General features: G+C 43.4%; 17 protein-coding genes and 1 pseudogene. 8 read left to right on the top strand and 10 right to left on the bottom strand.

Going from position 1 to position 23,950, the window contains the following annotated elements:
• Positions 1-49 precede the first annotated feature (49 nt).
• Complete coding sequence (locus tag IUA53_RS11350; protein WP_196897117.1) at positions 50-994, top strand: hypothetical protein; 945 nt, start codon at positions 50-52, stop codon at positions 992-994.
• A 9-nt stretch (positions 995-1,003) separates the two neighbouring features.
• Here IUA53_RS11350 and IUA53_RS11345 read toward each other — a convergent pair whose 3' ends face one another.
• Positions 1,004-1,726 (bottom strand): sulfotransferase family 2 domain-containing protein, encoded by a 723-nt coding sequence (locus IUA53_RS11345; protein WP_196897116.1) that lies wholly within the window; start codon positions 1,724-1,726, stop codon positions 1,004-1,006.
• Between the two features lie 11 nt (positions 1,727-1,737).
• Positions 1,738-3,210: a lipopolysaccharide biosynthesis protein gene (locus IUA53_RS11340; protein WP_196897115.1), complete on the bottom strand. Its 1,473-nt coding sequence runs from the start codon at positions 3,208-3,210 to the stop codon at positions 1,738-1,740.
• 248 nt (positions 3,211-3,458) lie between these two features.
• Here IUA53_RS11340 and IUA53_RS11335 point away from each other — a divergent pair.
• A pseudogene (locus IUA53_RS11335) lies at positions 3,459-4,567 on the top strand (IS3 family transposase).
• Between the two features lie 300 nt (positions 4,568-4,867).
• On the opposite strand, the gene IUA53_RS11330 reads toward IUA53_RS11335, so the two are convergent.
• Together IUA53_RS11330 and IUA53_RS11325 are read right to left on the bottom strand one after the other, a co-directional pair.
• A complete protein-coding gene (locus tag IUA53_RS11330) occupies positions 4,868-5,578 on the bottom strand; it encodes a hypothetical protein (protein ID WP_196897114.1) in 711 nt (236 codons plus the stop codon).
• 220 nt (positions 5,579-5,798) lie between these two features.
• Positions 5,799-7,631 (bottom strand): acyltransferase family protein, encoded by a 1,833-nt coding sequence (locus tag IUA53_RS11325; RefSeq protein WP_196897113.1) that lies wholly within the window; start codon positions 7,629-7,631, stop codon positions 5,799-5,801.
• A 296-nt stretch (positions 7,632-7,927) separates the two neighbouring features.
• Here IUA53_RS11325 and pheS point away from each other — a divergent pair, with 296 nt between their 5' ends.
• From pheS to IUA53_RS11305, 4 genes are all read left to right on the top strand, one after another.
• Positions 7,928-8,908, top strand: a complete 981-nt coding sequence (gene pheS, locus IUA53_RS11320) for a phenylalanine--tRNA ligase subunit alpha (RefSeq protein WP_196899513.1) — start codon at positions 7,928-7,930, stop codon at positions 8,906-8,908.
• Positions 8,909-8,922: 14 nt separating this feature from the next.
• Positions 8,923-11,310, top strand: coding sequence for a phenylalanine--tRNA ligase subunit beta (pheT, locus tag IUA53_RS11315; RefSeq protein WP_196897112.1), 2,388 nt, complete (start codon positions 8,923-8,925; stop codon positions 11,308-11,310).
• Between the two features lie 3 nt (positions 11,311-11,313).
• A complete protein-coding gene (gene ihfA / locus IUA53_RS11310) occupies positions 11,314-11,613 on the top strand; it encodes an integration host factor subunit alpha (RefSeq protein WP_044056831.1) in 300 nt (99 codons plus the stop codon).
• A gap of 141 nt (positions 11,614-11,754) precedes the next feature.
• Positions 11,755-12,303 (top strand): hypothetical protein, encoded by a 549-nt coding sequence (locus tag IUA53_RS11305; RefSeq protein WP_196897111.1) that lies wholly within the window; start codon positions 11,755-11,757, stop codon positions 12,301-12,303.
• A gap of 4 nt (positions 12,304-12,307) precedes the next feature.
• On the opposite strand, the gene ybaK is transcribed toward IUA53_RS11305, so the two are convergent.
• Positions 12,308-12,784, bottom strand: coding sequence for a Cys-tRNA(Pro) deacylase (gene ybaK / locus IUA53_RS11300; protein WP_044056833.1), 477 nt, complete (start codon positions 12,782-12,784; stop codon positions 12,308-12,310).
• Positions 12,785-12,820: 36 nt separating this feature from the next.
• Positions 12,821-15,154 (bottom strand): penicillin acylase family protein, encoded by a 2,334-nt coding sequence (locus IUA53_RS11295; protein WP_196897110.1) that lies wholly within the window; start codon positions 15,152-15,154, stop codon positions 12,821-12,823.
• Between the two features lie 98 nt (positions 15,155-15,252).
• Between IUA53_RS11295 and nagZ the strand changes: the two genes are divergently transcribed.
• A complete protein-coding gene (nagZ, locus tag IUA53_RS11290; protein WP_196899512.1) occupies positions 15,253-16,263 on the top strand; it encodes a beta-N-acetylhexosaminidase in 1,011 nt (336 codons plus the stop codon).
• 12 nt (positions 16,264-16,275) lie between these two features.
• On the opposite strand, the gene IUA53_RS11285 is transcribed toward nagZ, so the two are convergent.
• The 4 genes from IUA53_RS11285 to IUA53_RS11270 are packed head-to-tail and all read right to left on the bottom strand — an operon-like array spanning position 16,276 to position 22,497.
• Positions 16,276-16,791, bottom strand: coding sequence for a cob(I)yrinic acid a,c-diamide adenosyltransferase (locus IUA53_RS11285; protein ID WP_044447069.1), 516 nt, complete (start codon positions 16,789-16,791; stop codon positions 16,276-16,278).
• A gap of 8 nt (positions 16,792-16,799) precedes the next feature.
• Positions 16,800-18,365 carry a CsiV family protein gene (locus tag IUA53_RS11280; protein WP_196897109.1) on the bottom strand — a complete coding sequence of 522 codons (1,566 nt, stop codon included), beginning with the start codon at positions 18,363-18,365 and terminating at the stop codon, positions 16,800-16,802.
• A 1-nt stretch (position 18,366) separates the two neighbouring features.
• Positions 18,367-21,858, bottom strand: a complete 3,492-nt coding sequence (gene mfd / locus IUA53_RS11275; protein WP_044447071.1) for a transcription-repair coupling factor — start codon at positions 21,856-21,858, stop codon at positions 18,367-18,369.
• Positions 21,859-21,897: 39 nt separating this feature from the next.
• Positions 21,898-22,497: a PilZ domain-containing protein gene (locus IUA53_RS11270; protein WP_044056838.1), complete on the bottom strand. Its 600-nt coding sequence runs from the start codon at positions 22,495-22,497 to the stop codon at positions 21,898-21,900.
• 158 nt (positions 22,498-22,655) lie between these two features.
• Between IUA53_RS11270 and IUA53_RS11265 the strand changes: the two genes are divergently transcribed.
• Positions 22,656-23,876: a lipoprotein-releasing ABC transporter permease subunit gene (locus tag IUA53_RS11265; protein ID WP_044056839.1), complete on the top strand. Its 1,221-nt coding sequence runs from the start codon at positions 22,656-22,658 to the stop codon at positions 23,874-23,876.
• The last annotated feature ends 74 nt before the right edge of the window (positions 23,877-23,950 follow it).

The following is a 23,950-nucleotide window of genomic DNA, read 5'->3' as shown; positions in this document are numbered from 1 at the left end:
TTTTGGGTTTAATATTTAGTAGTCTTTTAATTTTTAAATTAGGTTTTTTATGGAAAATACATTTTGTACAATTATTACTGCAGATTATCTAGCTTATGCACATGTTCTTTATGATTCATTAAAATCTTTTGATGATGAAGTTAAGTTGATTGTTTTTGTTTCCGACAATAAGTTATCTAAGTCATCTATAGCAAGCTTAGAAAATAAAAATATTGAGATTCTTTACTATGAAGATATAGAACCATATAGCAATATTATTGCGGAGCTTAAAAATAAGTATTCTAATGATTATCATGATGCTTATAGATGGGGGATGAAGCCGGTTCTGCTAACATTTCTATTAAGAAATAGGTGCCGAAAAGCCATTTATCTTGATAGTGATTTGCAGTTTTTTAATGATTACTTATTCTTAATGGATGCTTTGGATAATTGTTCTATATTGCTTTCGCCGCACTGGAGATCGTCTGATCCCTATAAAGATTCACGTAATTTCGAACTGAATTTTCTGGACGGTATGTACAACGGTGGATTCGTTGGCGCTTCTACAGAAGGAGTTGAAGCTTTGGAATATTGGGCATATTGCTGTCTTTATTCGATGGAAAGGAATAGAGAAAGAGGTATGCATGACGATCAAAAATACCTCGATATATTACCTAGTCGATACGGTGGTGTTGAATCAATTCGACATATGGGTTGCAATATTGGTAATTGGAATCAAATTGACTGCAAAAGGTCGAGAAATGAAGATGGAGAAATACTAATAAACAATAAATATAAAATTGTGTTTATTCATTTTACTAAAAGTTTGTTTCGAGGAGTTTATTTTGGCAAAGATAAATTGCTTATGCCATATGTAGAACATTATCTATCCTCACTAAAAAAATATGGTGTAGACGGAATATATGAAAAATTACTAAATGATGAAATTAAAAATAAAGAAAGATCAAATATAAGGAGTTTCATGGCTGCTCTATATAGAAAAATTAAGTTCTAGATTTTATATTTAATTAAAGAGGTTTATTAATTTAATGAGCCTCTTTTTGGTTCTAAAATAAAATACAATTTTGCAACCTATTCTCTTCAGTAAATTTACTTCCTCTGTTATTATTTCTTCTTTAGAGTATTTGAAGTATTCAAAATCACATTCGTAAATTTCCTTTACTTTTCTTAAAGCGGATTCACTCCACATGACTTCTTTTCGCTCTCCAACTTTTTTACTTTCTATAGTTTGTGTGATTTCTATATTTAACTCATTAGCCAAGTCTTCAATAATTCCATAAATTCCATTTTCGAATTTAAAATAATTCACATCTTCTCCTACAAAAAATCTTTGTGGACGAATATGATTGTCTAAAATCGAATTATCTTCCTTATACTTATTTAAAATATTTTCCACCCAGGTCGAAAAATACTTCTCAGGGCGTTTCCCTAACAATAGGTCCTTGGTCTTTACGCGATAAAAAAACTCACTAATTAATCTATCATAAGGATTTCTTACTACAGCAAATTTATATAAATGACTATTATTTATATCACCAATAAGAACACTAAGCGTTTCATGACCAAAGTGTTGACCAGTAACTCGCGTATCCTCTAATATATGCTCACTGAAAAATAATTGTTTAAAATTTCCGGTACTCATAATCCAATTTTCAATGGTGGTACCTCCTGTTTTTGGAATATGTATAAATAATATATTTATCTTTTCACTTAAATAAAGTGGCATAAATTTACCTTTTAATTAATCTTAAATTTAACTTTGGATTTATTTAGTCTTGATATCAATAAATTAATCAAATTTAGAAATGACCTATTTATCAATAAGTAATTTAATAAAATGTAGAGTAAACTTCCTATCAGTGTGTTCCAAAAAAGTTTATGTGTAGGTGAATTGTAAATAAATAAAATATTTATAGCTTCCAGTGCGAATATCATAAGGCAAGTTGCCAATAAAGTTTTATACAAAACTTTAATGATACTCATTACAGTTACATTCACAAATAGCATTAAGACTAGAAGTGACGATGTAAAACTAACAAAAGATGAAGCAGCGTTTGCTATCAGAACCCCTTCAAGACCCCAGCTGATTCCGATTAAAAGGAAAAAGGTCTTAACTGGCTGTGTAAATAAATTAAGCTTCAAGTGTAAATTTGCTTTTCCTTGAGAAAGGAAAAAGGGGGTAGATACTTGGCCAATCGAAGAGACAATTCCAATAATACTAAAAAAGACTAAATATGGTTGCATAGGAAGCCATTGATCGCCTAATAGAGTTATTATAATCTCTGATGAAAGGTAGGCAAACCCCGATAGAGTAGGGAACGTTATAATCGCTATATAACCGATAACAGTTAGATAAACAGAGGCGACTTTATCAGAATCTTCATTTACTTTTGTAAGTGCGGGAAATAAAACATTACTTACTACTCTTGTGACATTATTAATAGGAAAAGCGGTAAAATGAAAGGCTCTTGAATAAAGTCCTAACTCAGAGGTTCCGAGATACTTTCCGATTAATACTTTGTCTGTTTGCTGAGCTATTTGTTGAATTAATCTTGTCAAGAAAACATTTGCACTGAAATTAAATAGCCCACGTATCGAAGAAATATTGAATCGAGAGAGAGAAAGTTCAGATAGGTAGATTAGCATTATCGTTCTTAGCGTTACATTTATGTATTGTTGGGATACTAGTGACCATATTCCAAAATCTGCAAGAGCTAAACCAACTGCGATTATAGAGCTAGTTATCATGGAAATTAGGCCGATTATAGATATCTTCTTATGTTCTAATTCCCTGCTAAGTAATGCTTGTGGAACGCTACACATACTGTGCAAAATAAAGATCGGGGCGATGACTAAAACTATAGATTTTAGTTGGGGTTCATTATAAAAATTAGCTATATCATTATGGAATATAATTAAAGTGAAAGTAAATAACCCTCCGAAAATAGTATTTAAAACAGCGCATGAGAATGATTCTGTATTTGTAATTTTCTCTTTTTGAATTAAACTGGAACTTAATCCAAAGTCACTGAGTAGCTGCGAAATACCTATAAATACCAGTATGGTCGCCATAATCCCAAAATCTTCTGGGGTCAGTAGTCTAGCTAGTATAATGCCCAAACCAAAATTTAATATTTGGGATAGAACTTGAATAGAACCAGACCATGCAATAGATGAAAAGGTTTTATCTTGAAGCGACTTTTGATTCATATAATTCGTGAACTAATTCGCACAACGCTCTAAATGAGCATAGCGATATAAATTGGAGTTTTCTACATTATCAAATTCAAGCACATAGAGTCAAAATCTAATTTTAAAAGAAGAAAATAAAAGTGAAATTTTATCCGGTTAATTTTATGTTACTTAAATTATCAAGAATGTAACTAATGGAGCGTTGCCCTACAAATGGCACAGCTCAAAATTGGAGTTTTCTGCAATGATTAATGCAGGAGACGACTATGAAAAAATCACGCTATACAGAATCTCAGATTATTGGGGTGTTAAAAGAAGTTGATGCAGGTATGAAGGTTGAGGAAGTCTGCCGTCAACACGGTATCAGCAGTGCCACTTATTACAACTTGAAGTCCAAATACGGTGGCATGGAAGCGTCTGACGTTAAACGACTGAAAGAGCTTGAAGAATAAAATGCCAAGCTAAAGAAGATGTTCGCTGACGTTAGCCTAGAAAATAATGCGATTAAGGAACTCGTCGCAAAAAAGGGTTGGTGACAGCAGAGAAACGAGAGAGCGTCAGCATACTAGTTGATGCGGGGCTGAGTATCGTAAAGGCTTGCCTATTTGTTGGTATTAGCCGTTCGACCTTCTACCGCCCCGAACGAGACTGGCGCAAAGCAGATGCTGCTGTCATTGATGCTATCAATGCTGTGCTTGATAAGTCGCCACGAGCAGGCTTCTGGAAGTGCTTTGGCCGAATGCGTTTCGAAGGCTTTCCGTTCAACCATAAGCGCGTTTATCGCGTGTATTGTCAAATGGGATTGAATTTAAGGCGCAGAACCAAACGTGTGCTCCCTAAACGAATAGTACAGCCGCTGGAAGTCTTAGAGCAGGCGAACCATCAATGGGCGTTGGACTTCATGCATGACACTTTATACTGCGGTAAGCGGTTCAGAACATTAAATGTGGTGGATGAAGGAACACGGAAATGCTTAGCCATTGAAGTAGACACCTCATTACCTGCTGGCCGCGTAGTACGCGTATTAGAACAGCTTAAAACTGAACGCGGATTGTCTAAGCAACTGCGCATGGATAATGGACCCGAGCTAATTTCAGCCACGCTAACAGATTGGTGTGAAACCAATCATATTGAACTGTTATATATTCAGCCGGGCAAGCCACAGCAAAATGGCTTTGTTGAACGCTTTAACTGCTCATTCCGCAGAGAGTTTCTAGATGCCTACTTGTTTGAGAATATCGGCCAAGTGAGAGAAATGTCTTGGTTCTGGCGACTAGATTATAACGAAGAAAGAACCCATGAAAGTATCGGAAATCTGCCTCCGGCAGCTTACCGAGAAAAACTGGAAAACTCCAGTTTAGAACTGTGTCATTAATGGGGAAGTGGACAGCACCATAATTGGGAAATAGCGATCAGACGACCATGCTTCATGCTGTAACTTTAAGAGGGTAAGATATTGCTTGGGAGTTCTAATTAAGGCTAGCGCTATCTTTCACAACACAATAATAGAGATTTTGGTGATGGCGTTCAACAATATGAGTTATCACTAATGGATAGAATAGGAGTTATTAGGTTAAATATGTTGAGCTAAATAATTGTAAAGTAGTGGTTCAAAATAAATACCTGCCAGTATAACTGGCAGGATACTTTCTTAAATAAATTATATTGAATAATTCTATTTAATAATTTTTCTAGAGCGAAAAAACAAAAGTAACAGCGAAGTTAATAATAGAAGCATGCTGCCTGGAGCCGATACGCTTACAGAAGGTAACGCATTAGAAGTTCCTGCCAGCAAAAAGTTATCGAAGCCGGCGTTATTACCACCACCTGTTCCGGATGCCGTCAAGCGAAACGTGTAGTCTTCACCACCGTCTAAAATTAAACCCAGCAAATCAAATTCGATAGATTCTGTTGCAACAAAACCTGAATCGTTATTATCACCACTAAAGACACTTACTGTATCAGAAAAAACAGAACTTAATCCGTCGAACACTTCAAGTGAGAAGCTTAGGTCTCGTTGAGTAGTCTGTAAGCTACCACTGTTATTAAAGATTGAAGCATCTAGCGATAAGGTGTCTAGGATAATGTCTTCAATTAACGCGCTAGCGGAAATCACAATATCTACAAACCAGTCGCCACTAGTATGTATATTGTGATCAACTGTAAACATGTTTGTTGAATTACTGAACAAATCCAACGAATTGAAGCTAGAATCCTGAGGATCAAGCGTGTTTGTCACACTTACATCATTTTCAGTCCAAGTAACGTTTGATGCGTCACCTGACGTACCTGTAAAATCTGAAGATAAGATAACAGCAGCACTTGCTGGTAAAGCCGACGATAACGTTACTACCGCTAGCGTTGCCTGAAAAAACTTTTTAAACATAACAGCTCCAAAGAGTTGGTAATAGATTCTACTTAACTTAAAGCACTTAATGTGCCAATAATATATTTTTCCTTTTATTCATGTGGTTATATGTTTTTAGTGAGCTGAGATTAATGCTCGTGTAAAAAAAATAGACATGTCAAATATACCCTCTAAAACTTTTGGCTACTTCCCCCCCAACGCTTAGATTTTATATTTTATCGAGCAGAGGTTCAAAGACTTATCCCTTAGTTAACATTAGCGAGCCTTCCTGAGTCAAATGTCCATAATCGAACTGCATGGGTTTGCCCTCTACAAGAGTTTTGCAATCTGCTGCAGTGGCGCAGATATTTTGTAAAATCGATTTATAATTCACATTTCTATCGCTAAGCTTGCTTTTAAATTCTGCGTCAATACTTTCTATAAAGTCATACTTTCGCGTTCGCACTAATTTTTCTTCATAATCGCTGTGCGCTAAAATACGAGGCAGGGGTTGTGTATATTCAATAATAGGGCCAAACACTGTAACTTCAGCTTTCGTTACTTCTATTTGTTCTAGCGTTCTAAGTAGCCATGGTAAGTCATCCATTTTCCATCTTGCAGAAATAATGATTTTGTCATATTTGCCAGACGGAATTACTTGCTCAAACGCATAGCGCATTAGCGCTGTGCATCGCTTTTTACCTTTGTAACTTATAGTAGGCTTGCAACCACTTGCGGTGATTTGGCTTATTGTTTGATTTTGCTTTTTATTTGCCGCTAATCCAGCATACCAATGTGCAGCATGGCTATCGCCTACCAATAAAATGTTTTCTTTTTGTTCTTGCGCAACTAAGCACGCGTCTTTGTCAAAATAAGAAATGTCAGGATGCTTGCTCGTTAAGAAGCATACGCCAGGTCTAAAGTAGTCTGGTTCGTGGTTTTCCATGAACCGCTCAAAGGCCAATTGTTTTTCTGAAAAGCGCATAGGCATTATTTCAGTTAGTCCATACACCAAAAAACACAGTGCTGCACTCATTGTCGCCACCTGAAAATAAACTCTTTTCGCAGGTTTTACCTTACTAGATACACGCTTTCTAAAGCGCTCTTCTATAAAATAATAGGAGAGAATGCCGAGTAATATTGAGCAGGCTAACACAACTATTTTATCAAGGGCTTTTAGGTCTGTTTCGAAATGAAGTTGATAGAAAATGATGACAGGCCAATGCCACAAATAAAGGGAATATGAAATATTGCCGATAAATTCAGCAGGCTTAAGCGCCAATAATCGATAGATGAATAAATCTTTTCTTGAAAATGCGAGGACAGCCACTGTCGCTAATGTAGGAATAACCGCTTTTATTCCAGGAAATTCATCATGCGTTAATAAAATACAGCTTGTAAGCAGAGTGAATACGCCGGCAGCGGCCACTGCCTCACAAACTATGCGATGTTTTTGTATGTGTAAACTGTAAATGGCAATAGCTCCACCTAGTATAAATTGCCAAAACCGAGTAAATGATGCGAAAAAAGCAAAACTAACGTCACTTTGGGTTAAGTAAACACATAGGGCAAAACTCAATACAGCCAAACCGCTTAATATTAAAAGCGATAACCTCTTATATACACCAAACGCTACTACCATAATCACTGGCATAACGGCATAAAACTGCTCTTCCACTGAAAGCGACCAAGTATGTAGTAGGGGAGAGCCTTGAAGTTCGCTATCGAAATACCCTGACTTGGTATAAAAATAAAAATTTGAAACGTATAGGCAAGAAGCAACTAAGCTCCACGCATATTTGCCAAATTCTCCAGGAAGAAAGTAGAAAAAAGCAAAAATGGAGGATATTGCCACGGTTACAAAATAGGCCGGGAATAAACGCTTAAACCGTTTTACATAGAAATCTGAAAACGAAAATGTACTATTTTGAACTTTATTGTATATTTGCCCCATTATTAGGTAGCCAGATATAACAAAGAATATATCTACGCCAATGAAGCCTCCGGGCAAATGGTGGGGGCTTATGTGGTAAATAACTACACTCAATACGGCGAGCGCACGTAGACCTTGTATGTCTTCCCTGAACTTCATTTCGTTTTAGTACCTATGTGGGCTGATACTATTAATTTTATACACATAAACCTGTGTCATGAACAGTATCACTGTACTATTTAAAGCTATTTACTTTCTTTAGGTGGTTGAAGCACACAGTGAAGTTTCCAGGTTCTCAACAAAATCTGCCAATATCAGCCATATAGGGTAGCGGTTTCGCCGCACTCTCGTGTAAACTACTGCCTTTATATCAGGCAAACCACATATTTAGGCGCTTTTAAGGCCGTGTGCCGTTTCGCCGTGGTTATCCAGTCATCATGTCAATTGAGGAAAACATGGAGCTTGACGCTATTATCAATCAGGCACAAAGCCAGATTGACGCTGCACAAGATGCAGCCACTCTAGACCAGGTTAGGGTCGAATTCATGGGTAAGAAAGGTAAACTTACCGACTTACTTAAAGGGTTAGGAAAGTTATCTAACGAAGAACGTCCTGCTGCTGGTCAAAAAATTAACCAAGCTAAACAGGTTATTCAGCAGGCTATTTCGGCAAAAGGTGACTTTTTACGTAACGAAGAGTTAAACCGTAAGTTGTCTGAAGAAGCGGTGGATGTCACTTTACCTGGCCGTGTTGAAGCACCGGGTAATTTACACCCTGTAAGCCGCACCATTGCGCGTATTGAATCGTTCTTTGGTGAGCTAGGTTTTGCGGTGAAAACAGGGCCTGAAATTGAAGATGGCTTTCACAACTTTGATGCGCTGAATATTCCAGCTAATCACCCAGCCCGTGCCGATCACGACACGTTTTATTTTAACCCAGACATGATGCTTCGTACGCAAACCTCTGGTGTTCAAATTCGTACTATGGAAGCGGAAAAACCGCCTTTACGTATTATCTCCCCTGGGCGTGTTTATCGTAACGATTACGATCAAACCCACACGCCAATGTTCCACCAAGTGGAAGGGTTAATGGTAGATAAGAACGTAAGCTTTACTGATCTTAAAGGTATTCTGCACGACTTCTTACATCACTTCTTTGAAGAGTCGTTAGAAGTGCGTTTTCGTCCGTCTTATTTTCCATTTACAGAACCTTCAGCAGAAGTGGATGTGATGGGCAAGAACGGTCAATGGCTTGAAGTATTGGGTTGTGGCATGGTTCACCCTAATGTATTGAAGTCGGTGGGTATAGACCCTGAAGAATATACTGGCTTTGCCTTTGGTATGGGCGTAGAGCGTTTAACCATGTTGCGCTATGGCGTAAACGATTTACGCGCGTTCTTCGAGAACGACCTACGTTTCCTTAAGCAGTTTAACTAAGGCAGAGAATACACATGAAATTCAGTGAAAATTGGTTACGTGAGTGGGTTAACCCGTCGCTGTCGGCGCATGCGCTGTCTGAACAGTTGAGCATGGCTGGCCTTGAAGTGGATGGGGTAGAGCCTGTAGCGGGTGAGTTCTCAGGTGTGTTGGTGGGTGAAGTGGTTGAATGTGGCCAGCACCCTAATGCCGACAAACTTCGCGTAACAAAAATTAATGTGGGTGGCGACGAGCTATTAGATATTGTTTGTGGCGCGCCTAATTGCCGTTTGGGTATTAAAGTGGCGGTAGCCTGTGTAGGTGCCGTGTTACCGGGCAACTTTAAAATTAAAAAAGCGAAATTACGTGGCGAGCCTTCGTTTGGCATGCTGTGTAGTTTTTCTGAGCTAGGTATCAGCGATGATCACGACGGTATTATTGAATTACCGGCAGATGCGCCAATAGGCGAGGACATTCGTGATTATCTTGGCCTGAACGACAACACCATTGAAGTAGACCTTACTCCTAACCGTGCCGATTGTTTAGGTATTCGTGGTCTTGCCCGTGAAGTGGGTGTATTGAACAACCTAGACGTGTGCGAGCCTGTTGTTGAAGCAGTCAGCGCAACGATTGATGACACGCTGAAAATTACGCTAAGCGCTGATGATGCCTGCCCACGCTATTTAGGCCGTGTGGTAAAAGGCGTTAATGTAAACGCCGCGTCGCCATTGTGGCTTGTTGAAAAGCTACGTCGTTGTGGTATTCGCAGTATCGACCCCATTGTCGATGTTACTAACTTTGTTCTTCTTGAACTTGGTCAGCCAATGCATGCGTTTAACTTGGCTAGCATTGAAGGCAACATTAATGTGCGTTTGGCTAACGAAGGTGAAACCCTTACGTTACTCGACGAAACTGAAGCTAAGCTGGAAAGCAACACTTTGGTGATTGCCGACGATAATAAAGCATTAGCCATGGCGGGTATTTTTGGTGGGCTTCACTCAGGTGTGACTACCGAAACTCAAGACATTTTACTTGAAAGCGCGTTCTTTAGTCGCGATGCCATTATGGGCCGTGCTCGCCAGTACGGTTTGCATACTGATGCTTCTCACCGCTATGAGCGTGGTGTAGACCCGCTACTACAAGCTAAAGCCATGGAGCGTGCTACGGCACTTATCCTTGACATTTGTGGTGGCAACGCTGGCCCTGTGGTTGAAGCTGTTGCAGAAGACAAGCTTCCCCAACAGGCTAAAGTAGTATTACGCCGTGAACGTTTAAGCCGTGTTTTGGGCATTAGCATTGACGATGGCAAGGTGTCAGAAATCTTAACACGCTTAGGTTTGCAGGTAACCGAAACCAATGAAGGTTGGGAAGCCACTGCGCCGAGTTACCGTTTTGACATTGCCATTGAAGAAGATCTTATTGAAGAAATTGCGCGGGTGTACGGATACAACAACATTCCAAATGTTGCGCCAAAAGCTACCTTGGCCATGTTGCCGTCGCAAGAAGCTAAGCTTGATATCAATAATTTGAAGTCTTTATTGCTAAGCCGCGGCTACAATGAAGCCATTACCTATTCGTTTGTCGACCCCAAGGTGCAAAACGCGCTTTTCCCAGAATCGAAAGGGTTAGTGTTACCGCATCCAATTTCTAGCGATATGTCGATAATGCGAGTGAGTTTGTGGCCCGGTCTTTTAGGTGCTACTGCGTATAATCAAAAACGTCAGCAAAGCCGTATACGTTTGTTCGAAACTGGATTACGCTTTATACCTCAAGCAGATACACCTAATGGAGTATTGCAACAGCAGGTAATTGGTGGTGTAGTAGCAGGGCGTCGTAACGAAGAGCACTGGGATATGGAAGATAGCCCAGTCGACTTTTTTGATGCTAAAGCCGATGTAGAAGCATTGCTGTCTTTAACGGGTAAAAGCGGTGAATTTACCTTTGAAACAGCTTCACATAGTGCGTTGCATCCGGGAATGACTGCAAAAGTTTTGCTTAATGATGAAGAAGTTGGCTATATTGGTGCTGTGCATCCACAATTTTCAAAAATGTTGGGTGTTAACGGGCGAGTGTTTGTGTTTGAGCTAGTAGTAGATGCAATAACAACACGAGTGTTGCCGTCTGCGGTACCTGTATCGCGCTTCCCATCTAACCGCCGTGATATTGCTATTACGGTTAAAGATGAAGTGCGTGTAGGAAATGTTCTTTCTTACATACAAAAAATTGGCGTAAATCAACTAGTTGGCCTAAACTTGTTTGATGAGTACAAAGGCAAGGGAATTGAACCTGGTTACAAGAGTCTTGCTTTGTCACTTCATTTACAAGATCCGGAAAAAACCTTGGAAGATGCTGAAATTCAGCAGGCTGTGGATATTGTGGTTAAAGGTCTGGAATCTGAGTTTGGGGCCGCGTTAAGAGAGTAAACTATGGCATTGACCAAAGCCGAGATGGCTGAACACCTATTCGAAAAACTGGGTATAAACAAGCGTGATGCAAAGGATCTCGTCGAGCTTTTTTTCGAAGAGATTAAAGGCGCGCTAGAAGCTGGTGAGCAAGTAAAACTGTCAGGTTTTGGCAATTTTGACTTGCGCGATAAGAACGAACGTCCGGGCCGGAACCCTAAAACCGGTGAAGACATTCCTATTAAAGCGCGCCGCGTGGTTACTTTCCGCCCGGGTCAAAAATTGAAGAGTCGTGTAGAAAACTCTTCTCCTGTCGACCAGTAATCTGCTGGTTGTTACAAGACTAAAAAAGAGCGGGACTGATCTCGCTCTTTTTTGTGTTTCCTCAATTTAGGTTTTTCACGTTCAGTGATGACGCCTTGAATCTGTATTTTTATTTCGCCTAATAAGTAAATGGAGGGAAGTGTGAAAAAAGCACTGGTAGCGCTTTCTATTGTAGTTTTGGCCGCCGCGGCTTGGCTTGTTTTTTTGTCTAATCATGCTTACAACAAAGCAGATGAATCAGCGCAGGTTCCGCTTATTACGGTGATGGAACTTTTACACGCCTCTGACTTACAAGCCGGTGTAAAGCAAGCGGTAGAAAATAACGATTACGCCGCTATTGATGGCTGGATAGCGCAAGCAGTAGAAGTAGGGAAGGCGGCCTCGCTGTCGCAGCAAGACATTGATTACCTTCACTCTAATCACGCCCGCGAGTATGTTATTTTTAATGCGAAACGTCAGCTGTTTAACCAAGAGTTTGAACAACGGTATTATGCCTTGGAAGATATCGCATCGCTTAAAACTAAGTATCCGGAAGCGAAAGATTTGTTCCCTCGCGCTGAAGCATTACTTGCCAAGCGTGACGCCATAATACGTCAAATTGCAGAGACACTTTCTGGTGAAACACCACCCAGTGAGGCTGCGTTAAAAGAAGCGGAAACTCAGTGGCAAGCACAGGCTACGTCGAATTAGCCGTTTATGATTGGGTGGTGGCGATTGCGGCAAACTTGGCTGCGGTGATCTGGGCTAAATCTATCGGTGATAGCGCCACTTCTAGCCCCCGTTTGCCTGCACTAACATAAAGGGTATTTAACGCCTTGGCACTGTCATCTATCACCATGGGCAAACGTTTTTTCTGCCCTATGGGGCTAACCCCACCTAGAATATACCCTGTGGCCGCAATAACCGCATCGGCGCTAGCCATGGCGGTTTTTTTTACCTTTAATGCTTTAGCTAGTTTCTTTTCACTTAGTTTGGTATTTACCGGCACTAGTGCCACCGCTAGCTTGTTGTTGTCATCTGCCACCACGAGTGTTTTAAACACACTGTTGGCGTCAAGATTAAGCTTGTCAGCCGCTTCTAATCCATAACTGCTGGCGTTGCTGTCGTGGCTATATTGCAATACTTCAAAGGGTACTTTTTTCTTTTTTAACAGTGTGATGGCAGGTGTCATTATTTTTTACTGTCCTCTTTTTCTTTCACTGCTCTGTTACTCTTCTTTTTTGTACCAGCGACGGGTATGTAGTACCTCGCCGGGTAACAGCGGCGTTGCGGCGTGGGTGGCGTAATCGTTAAACCCACGGGAGAAAAATGGCGAAAGCGGGTTACCAGACTGTCCGCCGGGTAAGGTGAGAATGGCGCGGTCTAGGTGACCAGGGCTAACAAAGAAGCGTTCAGAGGCACCAAACCCCGGTGCTTGTACCGATGGCATATAAGTATCGCCAAACCCTTCGACGTCGTCCATGTTCAATAAGCTGCCTACTAAGGGGATTTGTGAGGCAAAGGGATGCGCTACCTTTAAGGCGTTGACGGCGCCCCACCTTAGGGTTTCCATGTCGGCTTCTTTGGGGGAATAGGTATCTAGCAGGGCGTGTTTTGCTTCTCTGTAGGCATCTACTAACAGTTCATCGAAGGTGTCGGTGTTGTCAGGAAGCCAATCATTGGGTTGCGTGTGAATAAGCTGCCATACGGAGGGTTCTATGCCTCTTAGTAAGGTACGACTATTCACACCTTGGCTGTCGAGTGTAGAGAAAAGCCGGCCAAATAGTTTTTGTATTACCTGGCGTCTAAAGTGTTTAACAAGGGTATAGCCTACTGAGTCTTCGCACGCACATTCTTTCCATTTGCCCAAATAGGCAATGTCCATTTTAAACTCGATGTCATGCTGAATAAGCAAGCCAGAAAGCAAGTCGTGCCACGGAATTAAAAACTGGGCGTGGTTATCTAATTGAATGGCGTAAAAATCCTCTTCCGAAAAAGTGTCTTTTTCAAATAAGCGGTCGCGAATTTGCCTTCCCCTTGCGCCTAGTGCATACCCTCCGTCACCTAAGCGTGAAAGGTCGTTGGCGTTAATCACCCTTGCGTTTGCTGTCCATATTCTGTCACTGGAGGGGTTTTTAACTACCGGCAGTGTAGTGGCTTTGCGGGGCTGGAGATTTTCGGCGGCTGATTGGGGAATGGCAGTAAAACTTGCTTTACGTCTTTCCATCACCGCACCGCCAGGCATCCAAGCTGTATTGCCTTGAACATCTACCATGACTAAATTTTGTGTTGGAATGGCAATTTGCTTTCCAATGTTAATGGCTTCGTCCACGCTGCGAGCAAGGGCAAGGTCGGTGACCGACAAGTTTACGGCAAAGGGGTGGTGTGCTACCCAGTTTAAGGCGTAGCGCTGATTGTTGATGGTTTTTACCGGGCCAAATTCACTGGTGTGTAACGTAAATGTGGTGGTGCCATCCCCGAGGTTAATTGTTTCTTCTACTTGTGTGGTTGGGGTGTCGTCATCAAGGGCTATCCAATCCACGTTATCTAAGTTGGCGTTGGTAAAACCCCACGCGATATAATTGTTAGTGCCCACGATAACGCCAGGAAGGCCAGGTAAGGACACGCCGGTTACCTGTACGTCTTTGCCTTTGTCGGTATAGTTTAATTGGGTTCTATACCAAATAATGGGCACCCGTAAACCAAGGTGCATGTCATTGGCCAGCATGCCGCTTCCTGTGGCAGTAAGTTTACCGCTAACCGCCCAGTTGTTACTGCCAATATCTGGGGGTGGGGTAGCATCGTAATGCGTTTCACCCGCTATGTTGGCGTTGGCCATATCTTCTTGTTTGACTTCTGGTAAGCGTGGGTAATCGGGTATGGGGTCGTCACTTAATGGTATTTCACTCCCATCTAAGGCCGCTTGATAGTTGCTCGGTTGGGTAACAAAGCGATATAAGGGCTCACCAAAGGTGTCTTTTAGCGCTGTACGGGCAAGGTCTATAGCAACTTGTCCGCCTTGCAAGTCTAAGTACATGCTATAGGCCACTAAAATACTGTCGGTAGGTCGCCAGTGGCGAACCGTTACGCCAGCAGCCAAATATTCAAAGGGCGCTACAGTCATTTCTTCAAGGGCGGCGTTAACACCATGGGCATAGTGAATAAGCACTTGTTGCTGGCTGGCGGGTAAGGTGTCGAAAACTGTTTGTGCGCGCTGAGAAAATTGATGGAAACGGTGTTTTTTATCTAAATTAAGGGCGGCGCTTCCTACCCATTCAGACAATTCACCTGACGCAGTTCTGCGTTGTAAATCCATTTGAAAAAATCTGTCTTGCCCATGGGCAAAGCCCAACGCGTAGGCAGCGTCGCGCTTATTTTGAGCAGTTATAATGGCATGGCCCATCTCGTCGCGAGACAACAGGGTATTGGTGTGGATATGCTCAGTACTGGCATTACCGTCTAACGTGGGCAAACTTAGGTATAAGGAAAGGTAAATCGCGCCTATTCCTAATGCGACTATTGCAATAACGCTTAAAACCAACCACTTAATCCAAGTTAACACGTGTATTACTCCTTTTTTTTATCTATCCTAACCACCGAAACTATAAAATTAAAGTGATGTTTTATGACAGGTGAAAAGAGGCAAGCATGGGCCCGTTGATGTTAGATTGCGAGGCAGAGCGCTTACTGCCTGAAGAAAAAGAGAAATTAGCACACCCGGTCACCGGCGGGGTCATTCTTTTTAGTCGAAATTATTACAACAAAGCACAGCTAAGCGAACTCACCCGAGAAATTCGCGCGGCGGCAATCAAGCCCATTCTTATTGCTGTGGATCACGAAGGCGGGCGAGTGCAACGCTTTCGAGACGGCTTCACGGCAATTCCTGCCATGGGGGCTATTTCTCAACTTACCGGCAACACAGCCGACGGGATAGCCTTAGCAAAGGCATGTGGTACTGCCTTTGCCTATGAATTAAAGCAACATTCTATCGATGTTAGTTTTGCGCCCGTGTTAGACATTAATGGGGTGTCTCAGGTGATTGGCGATAGGGCATTCGCCGATAATGCTAGCGAAGTGATTGCGCTTGCCACAGGCTTGATTTCGGGGCTGCAAGCCTGTGATATGCCCGCCATTGGAAAACATTTTCCTGGGCATGGCAGCGTAGCGCCAGACTCTCATGTGGCGTTACCCGTTGATGAACGGGAATTCCACGCCATTGCACAAACCGACATGGTGGTATTCGAGGCGCTGATTCAAGCGAATTTATTGCAAGGTATCATGCCTGCCCATGTCATCTATAAAACGCTAGACAGTGCACCTGCAGGGTTTTCATCCTGGTGGCTTCAAACCCAGTTACGCCAAGCTTTAGGGTTTAAAGGTGCCATATTTTCTGATGATTTATCGATGCACGGTGCCAGTGTGGCTGGCGATTATCCCGAACGGGCTAGGGCGGCGTTAAACGCGGGCTGCAACATGGTATTGGCCTGTAACAACGTGAAAGGGGCAGAAGCCATTTTGGATGCACTTGAAACCGTGTGCGACGAGGCAACCTATACAAACAGCGTAGGACGCGACTCATTAAAAGCGATGTGTGACGTGCCTTTGCCAGCCCGCGCTGCTCAAGCATACCAACAAGCAAAAGCGTTATTAAATCACTACCCAATAAACTAAGTGCTAAAGCGCTTATACTTTTATTTCTTCTACCCCAGCTTGCACATTCATGTACCTTGCTAGGGTAAATAAGTAATCGGAAAGCCTGTTTAAATAAGCGGGCACTACAGGTGGTACGTCGTAGTGTTTGCTTAACGAGATTACCGCGCGCTCTGCTCGGCGACATACCGCACGGCACACATGGCATTGGGCGCCTGCTTTGCTTCCCCCGGGTAATACAAAATCGGTTTGCGGAGGCATTTTTTTGCTTAGCGCATCAATGTCTGTTTCCAGTGTCGCTACGTCATCTTGGGTAAGGGTAGAGCTTGCAGAAATGGCAAAACCGGCCTGAAACAAATTGCGCTGAATGGTGTAAATACTTTCTCTGTGTTCTGGGGCTGCTACGGCGGCAAGTAAGCCAAGCTGACTGTTTAGTTCGTCAATATCGCCATAGCTTTGCACTACCGTGTCGTCCTTTTCTACCCGTAATGCTTTGTCGGCATAAACTTGCGTGCTGCCTTTATCACCCGTTCTCGTATAAATTTTCATAAGCGCAATTAATCCTTTACTGCCGTAGGTGGTTGGTAGCGTCTTAGTTCTATGATCATGCCAAACAAGGGATGATCAAAGTAGTGCAGCTGCTTACTAATGACGCGACGCTGTTCGCTAAATGGCACCGATGCTAATTTATACTCAGGTAATGTTTCAGAATTAAGTCGCCCATCTTCAGGTTGATTCGCAAAAGTATTGGTTGCTGAGCCACTTTCATCACTGTCTATCAAATCGCTAAGGGGAATGGGTTGTCGATAAAACAAGTTACTGTCAATGTGTAAATAGGGTACGCGGTTAATGTATTTCAAAAACACCTTAACATTGCCGTCTAGTTGCCAAATTGGGGGGCGAAATGCAGCATCTACCTTCAATAATTCATCGTTGCTTTGAGTGTGAGCATCGTCGTCAGTGAAGTGGTCAAATTCCACTGGGGTAGGTTGGGCTAACCGCTTCTCTAGGTTACTGAAAATGTCGTTTTGTGTTCCTGAACTTACTAGGCTGTCACTAGTTGGGCTAGCGTCTTCGTTGAGCTGAATTTTATTTTCGTCGTTTTCGACACTGTCATCATTTTCACCACTTTCATCTGCCAGTGTACTGCCTAGTTCAACAGCCGTTTGAATGGGGTTACCCATAATATCGTAACTGTCTGCATAGTTTTTACCGGCGAATAACCGCACATTAAAGGCGTTGTCTTTGCCAAACATAACAGGCTGTCGCCACACTACATGGAGTAATCGGGTGAGTTCTCTATTCTGGCGAATTTGTCGTGACAAGCTGGTAAGCTCTTGCGCGGATGCAGGTAATAGGTGCGCATGGCTGGCGTAAGGCCAATCGTTGCCTTCTGGGGTAATGGGCAAGGCCGCAGGTGCAGGCAAGCGATTATCAGGGTAATGAGTTTGCCATTCACCTTGTTCAAAGCTTAACCATGTGTCGGTGGTAAACGCGGGCTCGCAAAACTGGGTTTCGGGCACGGTCACCGGGTTAAATAAGGCGTTTTCTTCGGTATAAAAAGACAACCAATAGCCGGCTATGGTGTCTGCGCTTGGTCCATAATCTTTTGCATAAACGCTGAGCTCTTCAGCCGACCACGGGCTGGCTTCTTCTCTTTGAGTTGCTAAGGGGGGTATTACCTCGGGGCTTTCAACTTCCGGTGTTTGAGGCGAATCTTGTTCTGCTATTTCATCAGAAGGTATAGCGTCGTCAAACGTAAGGGTAATCAGCGATTCTTCAGGGTAGGGGGGAGGCGTGTCTGCCGTGCAACTGGGTAAATTCTGTTTTATCCAACGAATGTCTGGTCGAATAACATCGCCAATCACATCGGCTTCAATATCCGGTGTTGCCAATGACGACACAAATTCAAATTGCTCGTCTAACTCGCTAAGCGACAGCTTTCTCTCAAAAACAATCACTTCTACGTCAAACCACCAGTCGTCGTTGGCCTGTGCCGATGACATCACTGTTAAGGCGCTTAGCAGTGCACTTGACATGAACATGGGCACCTTTCGAACTGAACACGAACCTAACGAATGTGACTTAGCGCGTTTAATAGCGTGCTTGCGAGAAAACATCATGCTATCGCGACTCCTTGGCAAAATCGGCAATGATACCGCTTATCAGTGCAATACGTTGCTCTGCGGTTTCTGTATGTTTAACCACTCTTAATTTTTGGCTGCCTTCAAATTTGAAGGTATTCGGTTTAGTTTGCACTAACTGAATAATAAAGCCGGGGTCTACTTTGGTGGTCTCTTTAAATTCAATAGTACCGCCTTGGGCAGACAAGTCTACTTTAAGTATACCTAAGGCCTCTGCTTTTATTTTTAGTTCAGCCACTTGCACGAGGTTTTTCGCAGCATCTGGCAGTAAGCCAAACCTGTCGATGCACTCTACCTGAAATTCATCAATATCATCTTGCGTGGTGCAACCGGCAAGGCGTTTGTACAACGACAAGCGAGTATTAACATCGGCAATGTAGTCTTCGGGTAACAAGGCTGGAATGCGAAGTTCAATTTCCGTATGGCCTGCTAAAGCGTCATCAAGCGAAGGCTCTTTCCCGTTTTTAAGGGCAGTAACGGCTTTATCTAGCATGTCCATATATAAACTAAAGCCAATGCTGGCGATTTGACCTGATTGGTCATCACCTAAGAGTTCACCGGCTCCACGAATTTCCAAGTCGTGTGTGGCAAGCGCAAACCCTGCACCTAAGTCTTCCAATTGGGAGATGGCGTCCAGACGTTTAACCGCGTCTTTCGTCATTCGCTTAGGATGCGGAGTCAGTAAATAGGCGTAGGCTTGGTGATGGGAGCGACCCACCCGGCCACGCAACTGGTGTAACTGTGCTAACCCTAAATGATCGGCTCTATCCATAATAATGGTGTTCGCGGTAGGCACATCAATACCGGTTTCAATAATGGTTGTACACACCAATACATTGTATCTTTGGTGATAGAAGTCGCTCATCACGCTTTCTAGTTCGCGCTCACGCATTTGCCCATGACCCATGGCAATGCGGGCTTCGGGCACAATTTCGGCAATTTCTTCTACGGTTCGGGCAATGGTGTCTACTTCGTTGTGAAGGAAGTAAACCTGACCCCCGCGTAAAATTTCACGCATGATTGCTTCGCGGATTACGGCTTTATTGCGTTGCTGAACGAAGGTTTTTATCGACAGACGTCTTGCTGGCGCGGTGGCAATAATAGATAAGTCGCGCATACCCGATAGCGCCATATTCAAGGTTCTTGGAATAGGCGTGGCCGTTAGCGTTAATATGTCTACATCGGCGCGAAGCGACTTCAGTTTTTCTTTCTGGCGAACACCAAATCTGTGTTCTTCGTCAATAATTACAAGGCCTAGGTCGTTAAACTTCAACTCACTGGAAAGCAGTTTGTGGGTACCTACCACTATGTCTACTTTTCCTTCGGCTATGCGCTCTATAATACTTTTTTGTGCTTTACCGCTAACAAAACGGCTCATGACTTCAATTTCAAACGGCCACGCGGCAAATCTGTCTTTGAAGTTTTCATGATGTTGCTGGGCAAGTAGGGTGGTGGGCACCAATATAGCCACCTGCTTACCTTGGTTTGCGGCAAGGAAAGCCGCGCGCATGGCTACCTCTGTTTTTCCAAAGCCCACGTCACCACACACCAACCTGTCCATGGCTTGCGGTTGCCCCATATCGTGAATAACCGCCGCAATGGCCTGCGCCTGATCGGGGGTTTCTTCAAAGGGGAAACTGTCTGCAAAGGCTTGGTAATCTTCCCAATTAATCGGGTAAGCGAAACCGGGCTTGGCAGCACGGCGGGCGTAAACGTCTAACAGTTCGGCGGCCACATCACGTACTTTTTCAGCGGCTTTTTGCTTGGCTTTCGACCAGGCATCCGACCCTAACGCATTAATGGGGGCGGTGTCTGCATCGCCGCCTGTGTAGCGTGAAATTAAATGCAGGGAAGCCACCGGCACGTACAGCTTCGATTGCTTGGCATATTCAATACACAGATACTCGGTAGCCACGCCACCGGCATCCAAGGTTTGTAAGCCCAAGTATCTTCCCACACCATGATCGAGATGCACCACGGGCTGGCCAATAGACAGTTCGGCCAAATTTCGAATAATGGCGCTTTCGTCAGTGGCAGTGCGTTTGTCTCTGCGCCTGCGTTGGCTTACTTTGTGCCCAAGCAGTTCGGTTTCGGTAATGAACAGCAGTTCTTGTTGGTTATTCACCCATCTGAAACTGTGTTCCACCATGCCCACGGTAATGCCTACTTGCTCGCCTTCACTTAAAAATGCATTGAGTGATGGCGTAAAACTCGGTTTTATACCGGCTTTTCGTAATACCGTTAATAGCCCTTCTTTACGGCCTTGGGTTTCTGCACAAAAGAGCACTTTGGCACCACGCTGGGTGGCGTCATTCACCGTGTTAATTAGCTGTTGCGCAGGGGCTTTTTTCTGCGAGTTAATGGCAATGTCGTCAAGCTTGTCGCAGCCAAGGTTAAATGCCCCAGGTTTGTCGTCCAATACGTAGGCGCTTAGCGAGGCTCTCGGCCATTGCTTTATGGCACCAAACAACTCGTTTATAGGCAAAAACAAATCTTCTGGAGGCAAGAAAGGGCGTGCCGGGTTATAGCGGTATTGTTCGTAGCGCTCTTGAACATCGGCCCAGAAAAACTCACTGGCGTCTTGTACATCTCCGTGCAATAACAACAGGCTTTTCGGGTGTAAATAATCGAATAAAGTGGCGGTGGCTTCAAAAAATAGCGGTAAGTAATACTCTACGCCACTTGGCATTGTACCTTTGGTAACCTGCGAAAATACCGACTCTTGCGCATTGTTGGCGTCGAATTTTTCTAAAAACTGTTGCCTAAATAAATTCAGTGCCGCTTTATCGGTAGGGAACTCCCTGGCGGGTAATAAACGTATTTTGTCTACGGCATCACCAGAACGCTGGGTTTCGGTATCGAAAAAGCGAATGGAGTCTACTTCATCGTCAAATAAATCAATGCGGAAGGGTTTATCGCTGCCCATAGGGAACAAGTCGATAATACTGCCACGTACCGAAAACTCGCTATGGCTCATTACTTGGCTTACATGCAAATAGCCCGCTTGCTCTAAGTTGCGTCTAAATTGATCTCTGTCTAAGGTGTCCCCTTTATTTAGCATTAACAAGTATTTGGCTAAATAGTCGGTGGGGGCAAGGCGCTGCATCAGGGTGTTGATGGGCACAATGAAAATGCCATCTACCTGTTGGGTAAACCTAAATAGGGTCTCTAAGCGCTGAGAAACAATGTCTTGATGGGGAGAGAAAGTGTCGTAAGGTAAGGTTTCCCAATCTGGAAACAGAGTAATAGGTACATTATCGTCGGCCATAAAAAAGGCCAATTCTTTTTCAAGTTTTAACGCCGATGGTGTGTCGGCGGTAATTAAAACAATGGGGCCGTTATATTGTGCTTGGGCTTGTGCAATGCAAAGCGCCGGGCTGCTGCCTTGCAGTTGCCCCCAGTGTTTATGATCTTGAGAAGATGTGGCTTTTTTCTGCGCGGGTATTGGCAGTGATAATAGGGTCGCAGTCATGTGTTCCTAAAACTTTTAATACGTTTACGAAAGGCGTGTTTATTCGCCTGACTTTTTCTGTTGTGCGCGTTTACGAAGCTGTTGCGTTTGCAAATGTAAACTGGCTCGAACAAGCAGTTCCTGATCTTGCTCGCGTATGGTAGTGAAGATAAAGGCTATATGGTAATCATCCTCTACATTCTCGCAAGTAATTACTTCACCAAAGCAAAATATGGCCGCGGCCTCAGAATCTAAAAATAGCTTTATTTCGGCAAAGCTGCCTAGTTCGAACGGCGTGGCGCTTTTAATAACCACGCCGCCACCCCCAAACTTTACCGTTTCAAAACGATGGTCAGCTTGATCTTGCTGGTGCAAAATAAACGACATCATTAGGTCAATTTTTTTCGCCTGATGGTTAAGGTATTCGGTTAAGGCTTCAGCATGATCACTTAAGTGGCGCAGTGGCCGTAAGGCTTGGGCTTCTATACTCGCCATTTCACTGGCAATGCGAAATGCATAGGGCATAGCGGCGGCAAGTTCGTCTTCATCCTGAGGAACCGCATCATTGGGTACAGCAATAACATTGGCGTTTATGCTGTGCCCAATTGAAAAGTATTCTTCAAACTGTGCTTTTTTTTGTTCTAGGCTCAGGTTTTCCACTTCATTCTCCCGCCACTTATCTTGTACGGCCAGTAGCTTACACGTAGTATACGCACTTTACTATTTTGAGATTAGCCCGTCATCTCGCCTTTTGAATAAGCTGGTTGCTTTTCAATACGGATTAAACGAGAAAAGGGCACAACCGTTAGGGCGTAGCATTGTTTTATCCTCTCTCTGCCTTTATTGCATATCGCTATGCGAAGTCTGGACCTAGCCAATCTGCAGGTGCAAACAGTTTTATTTCTTTTATTAATCGCTTTTCAGTGGCAGGCATCGCGCTGGGACTTACCGCGCTTATTATTGTTATTTCGGTAATGAACGGGTTTGAAGGGCAGCTTAAAACCCGAATTCTCGGCATAGTGCCACACATTGAAGTACTGGGCGATGTAGATGAAAGCACGCTGAGCGCCTTGCCTCACGTTATAACAACGATGCCCTATAGAGAAACCGAAGCCGTGGTGCAGTCTCGCTCAGAGTTAAGGGGCGTGCAGGTGCATGGTGTGGTGCCCGACACTATGATAGCCAATGCCATGGTGGCGCAACAAATGGAACAAGGGCGTTTTAATAGTCTTGAAGCGGGGCAATATCATGTGATTTTAGGCCGCGCGCTGGCCATAAAGCTAGACGCTAGAATAGGCGACCAACTGCGCATTATGGTCGCCGGTGCGAGTGTGTACACGCCATTTGGCCGCATGCCCAGTCAAAGGCTGGTTACCATAAGTGGTATTTTTGATATGGGTTCGCAAATGGATGACAAAGCCATTTACATGCATAAAGATGACGTTAATCGACTATTGCGTGACCCAAAAGGCGCTGGGGAATCTACCCGCCTATTTTTAGATGATGCTTTTGAATACGCGGTGCCTGTTGCGCAATTAAATGCACAGCAGCCAGGGCTGCAATTAAAAACCTGGCGAGAACGCCAAGGGCCGTTATTTGATGCGGTAAAAATGGAAAAAAACATGATGTTTCTCATGTTGGTGTTAATTATCGCTGTGGCCGCTTTTAATATTGTTTCTGCCTTAGTGATGGTGGTTTCTGAAAAGCAAGGGGACATTGCGGTGCTGCAAACCCAAGGCATGACCCCAAGTACCATAATGTGGATATTCATTTTCAATGGCTTATTTAATGGGGTAAAAGGCGCAAGTATAGGGCTAGTGTTGGGGGTGGTTGTTACCTTGCAGCTAAATACTTTCTTAGCTTGGATAGGTTCGCCTATCGCGCTGTCTGCCGATGGCCAAGGATTGCCTATTGATATGCGCCTATCGCAAATTATAACCGTTGTTTTACTTTCTTTACTACTTTGCTTATGTGCAAGTATTTATCCAGCCCGTAAAGCGATGAAAACCCAGCCATCTTTGGCACTTCAAAATGAATAAGAATACGAATATGCCGTGCAAATAGTTGTGAAATTCACTATACTCGCGGTCTTTTAAAGTTTGGCCAGTGGGAC

It is taken from the genome of Alteromonas sp. B31-7 (assembly GCF_015767655.1).
GTDB classification, from domain to species: domain Bacteria; phylum Pseudomonadota; class Gammaproteobacteria; order Enterobacterales; family Alteromonadaceae; genus Alteromonas; species Alteromonas australica.
This window is presented reverse-complemented; position numbering and strand designations above follow the sequence as displayed.

Bases quoted from the DNA above. Each gene is read 5' to 3' on its own strand.
- mfd (WP_044447071.1), bottom strand. From the start codon at position 21,858: ATGACTGCGACCCTATTATCACTGCCAATACCCGCGCAGAAAAAAGCC.
- ihfA (WP_044056831.1), top strand. From the start codon at position 11,314: ATGGCATTGACCAAAGCCGAGATGGCTGAACACCTATTCGAAAAACTG.
- ybaK (WP_044056833.1), bottom strand. From the start codon at position 12,784: ATGACACCTGCCATCACACTGTTAAAAAAGAAAAAAGTACCCTTTGAA.
- IUA53_RS11330 (WP_196897114.1), bottom strand. From the start codon at position 5,578: ATGTTTAAAAAGTTTTTTCAGGCAACGCTAGCGGTAGTAACGTTATCG.
- IUA53_RS11345 (WP_196897116.1), bottom strand. From the start codon at position 1,726: ATGCCACTTTATTTAAGTGAAAAGATAAATATATTATTTATACATATT.
- pheT (WP_196897112.1), top strand. From the start codon at position 8,923: ATGAAATTCAGTGAAAATTGGTTACGTGAGTGGGTTAACCCGTCGCTG.
- nagZ (WP_196899512.1), top strand. From the start codon at position 15,253: ATGTTAGATTGCGAGGCAGAGCGCTTACTGCCTGAAGAAAAAGAGAAA.
- IUA53_RS11280 (WP_196897109.1), bottom strand. From the start codon at position 18,365: ATGATGTTTTCTCGCAAGCACGCTATTAAACGCGCTAAGTCACATTCG.
- IUA53_RS11350 (WP_196897117.1), top strand. From the start codon at position 50: ATGGAAAATACATTTTGTACAATTATTACTGCAGATTATCTAGCTTAT.
- pheS (WP_196899513.1), top strand. From the start codon at position 7,928: ATGGAGCTTGACGCTATTATCAATCAGGCACAAAGCCAGATTGACGCT.
- IUA53_RS11285 (WP_044447069.1), bottom strand. From the start codon at position 16,791: ATGAAAATTTATACGAGAACGGGTGATAAAGGCAGCACGCAAGTTTAT.
- IUA53_RS11325 (WP_196897113.1), bottom strand. From the start codon at position 7,631: ATGAAGTTCAGGGAAGACATACAAGGTCTACGTGCGCTCGCCGTATTG.
- IUA53_RS11340 (WP_196897115.1), bottom strand. From the start codon at position 3,210: ATGAATCAAAAGTCGCTTCAAGATAAAACCTTTTCATCTATTGCATGG.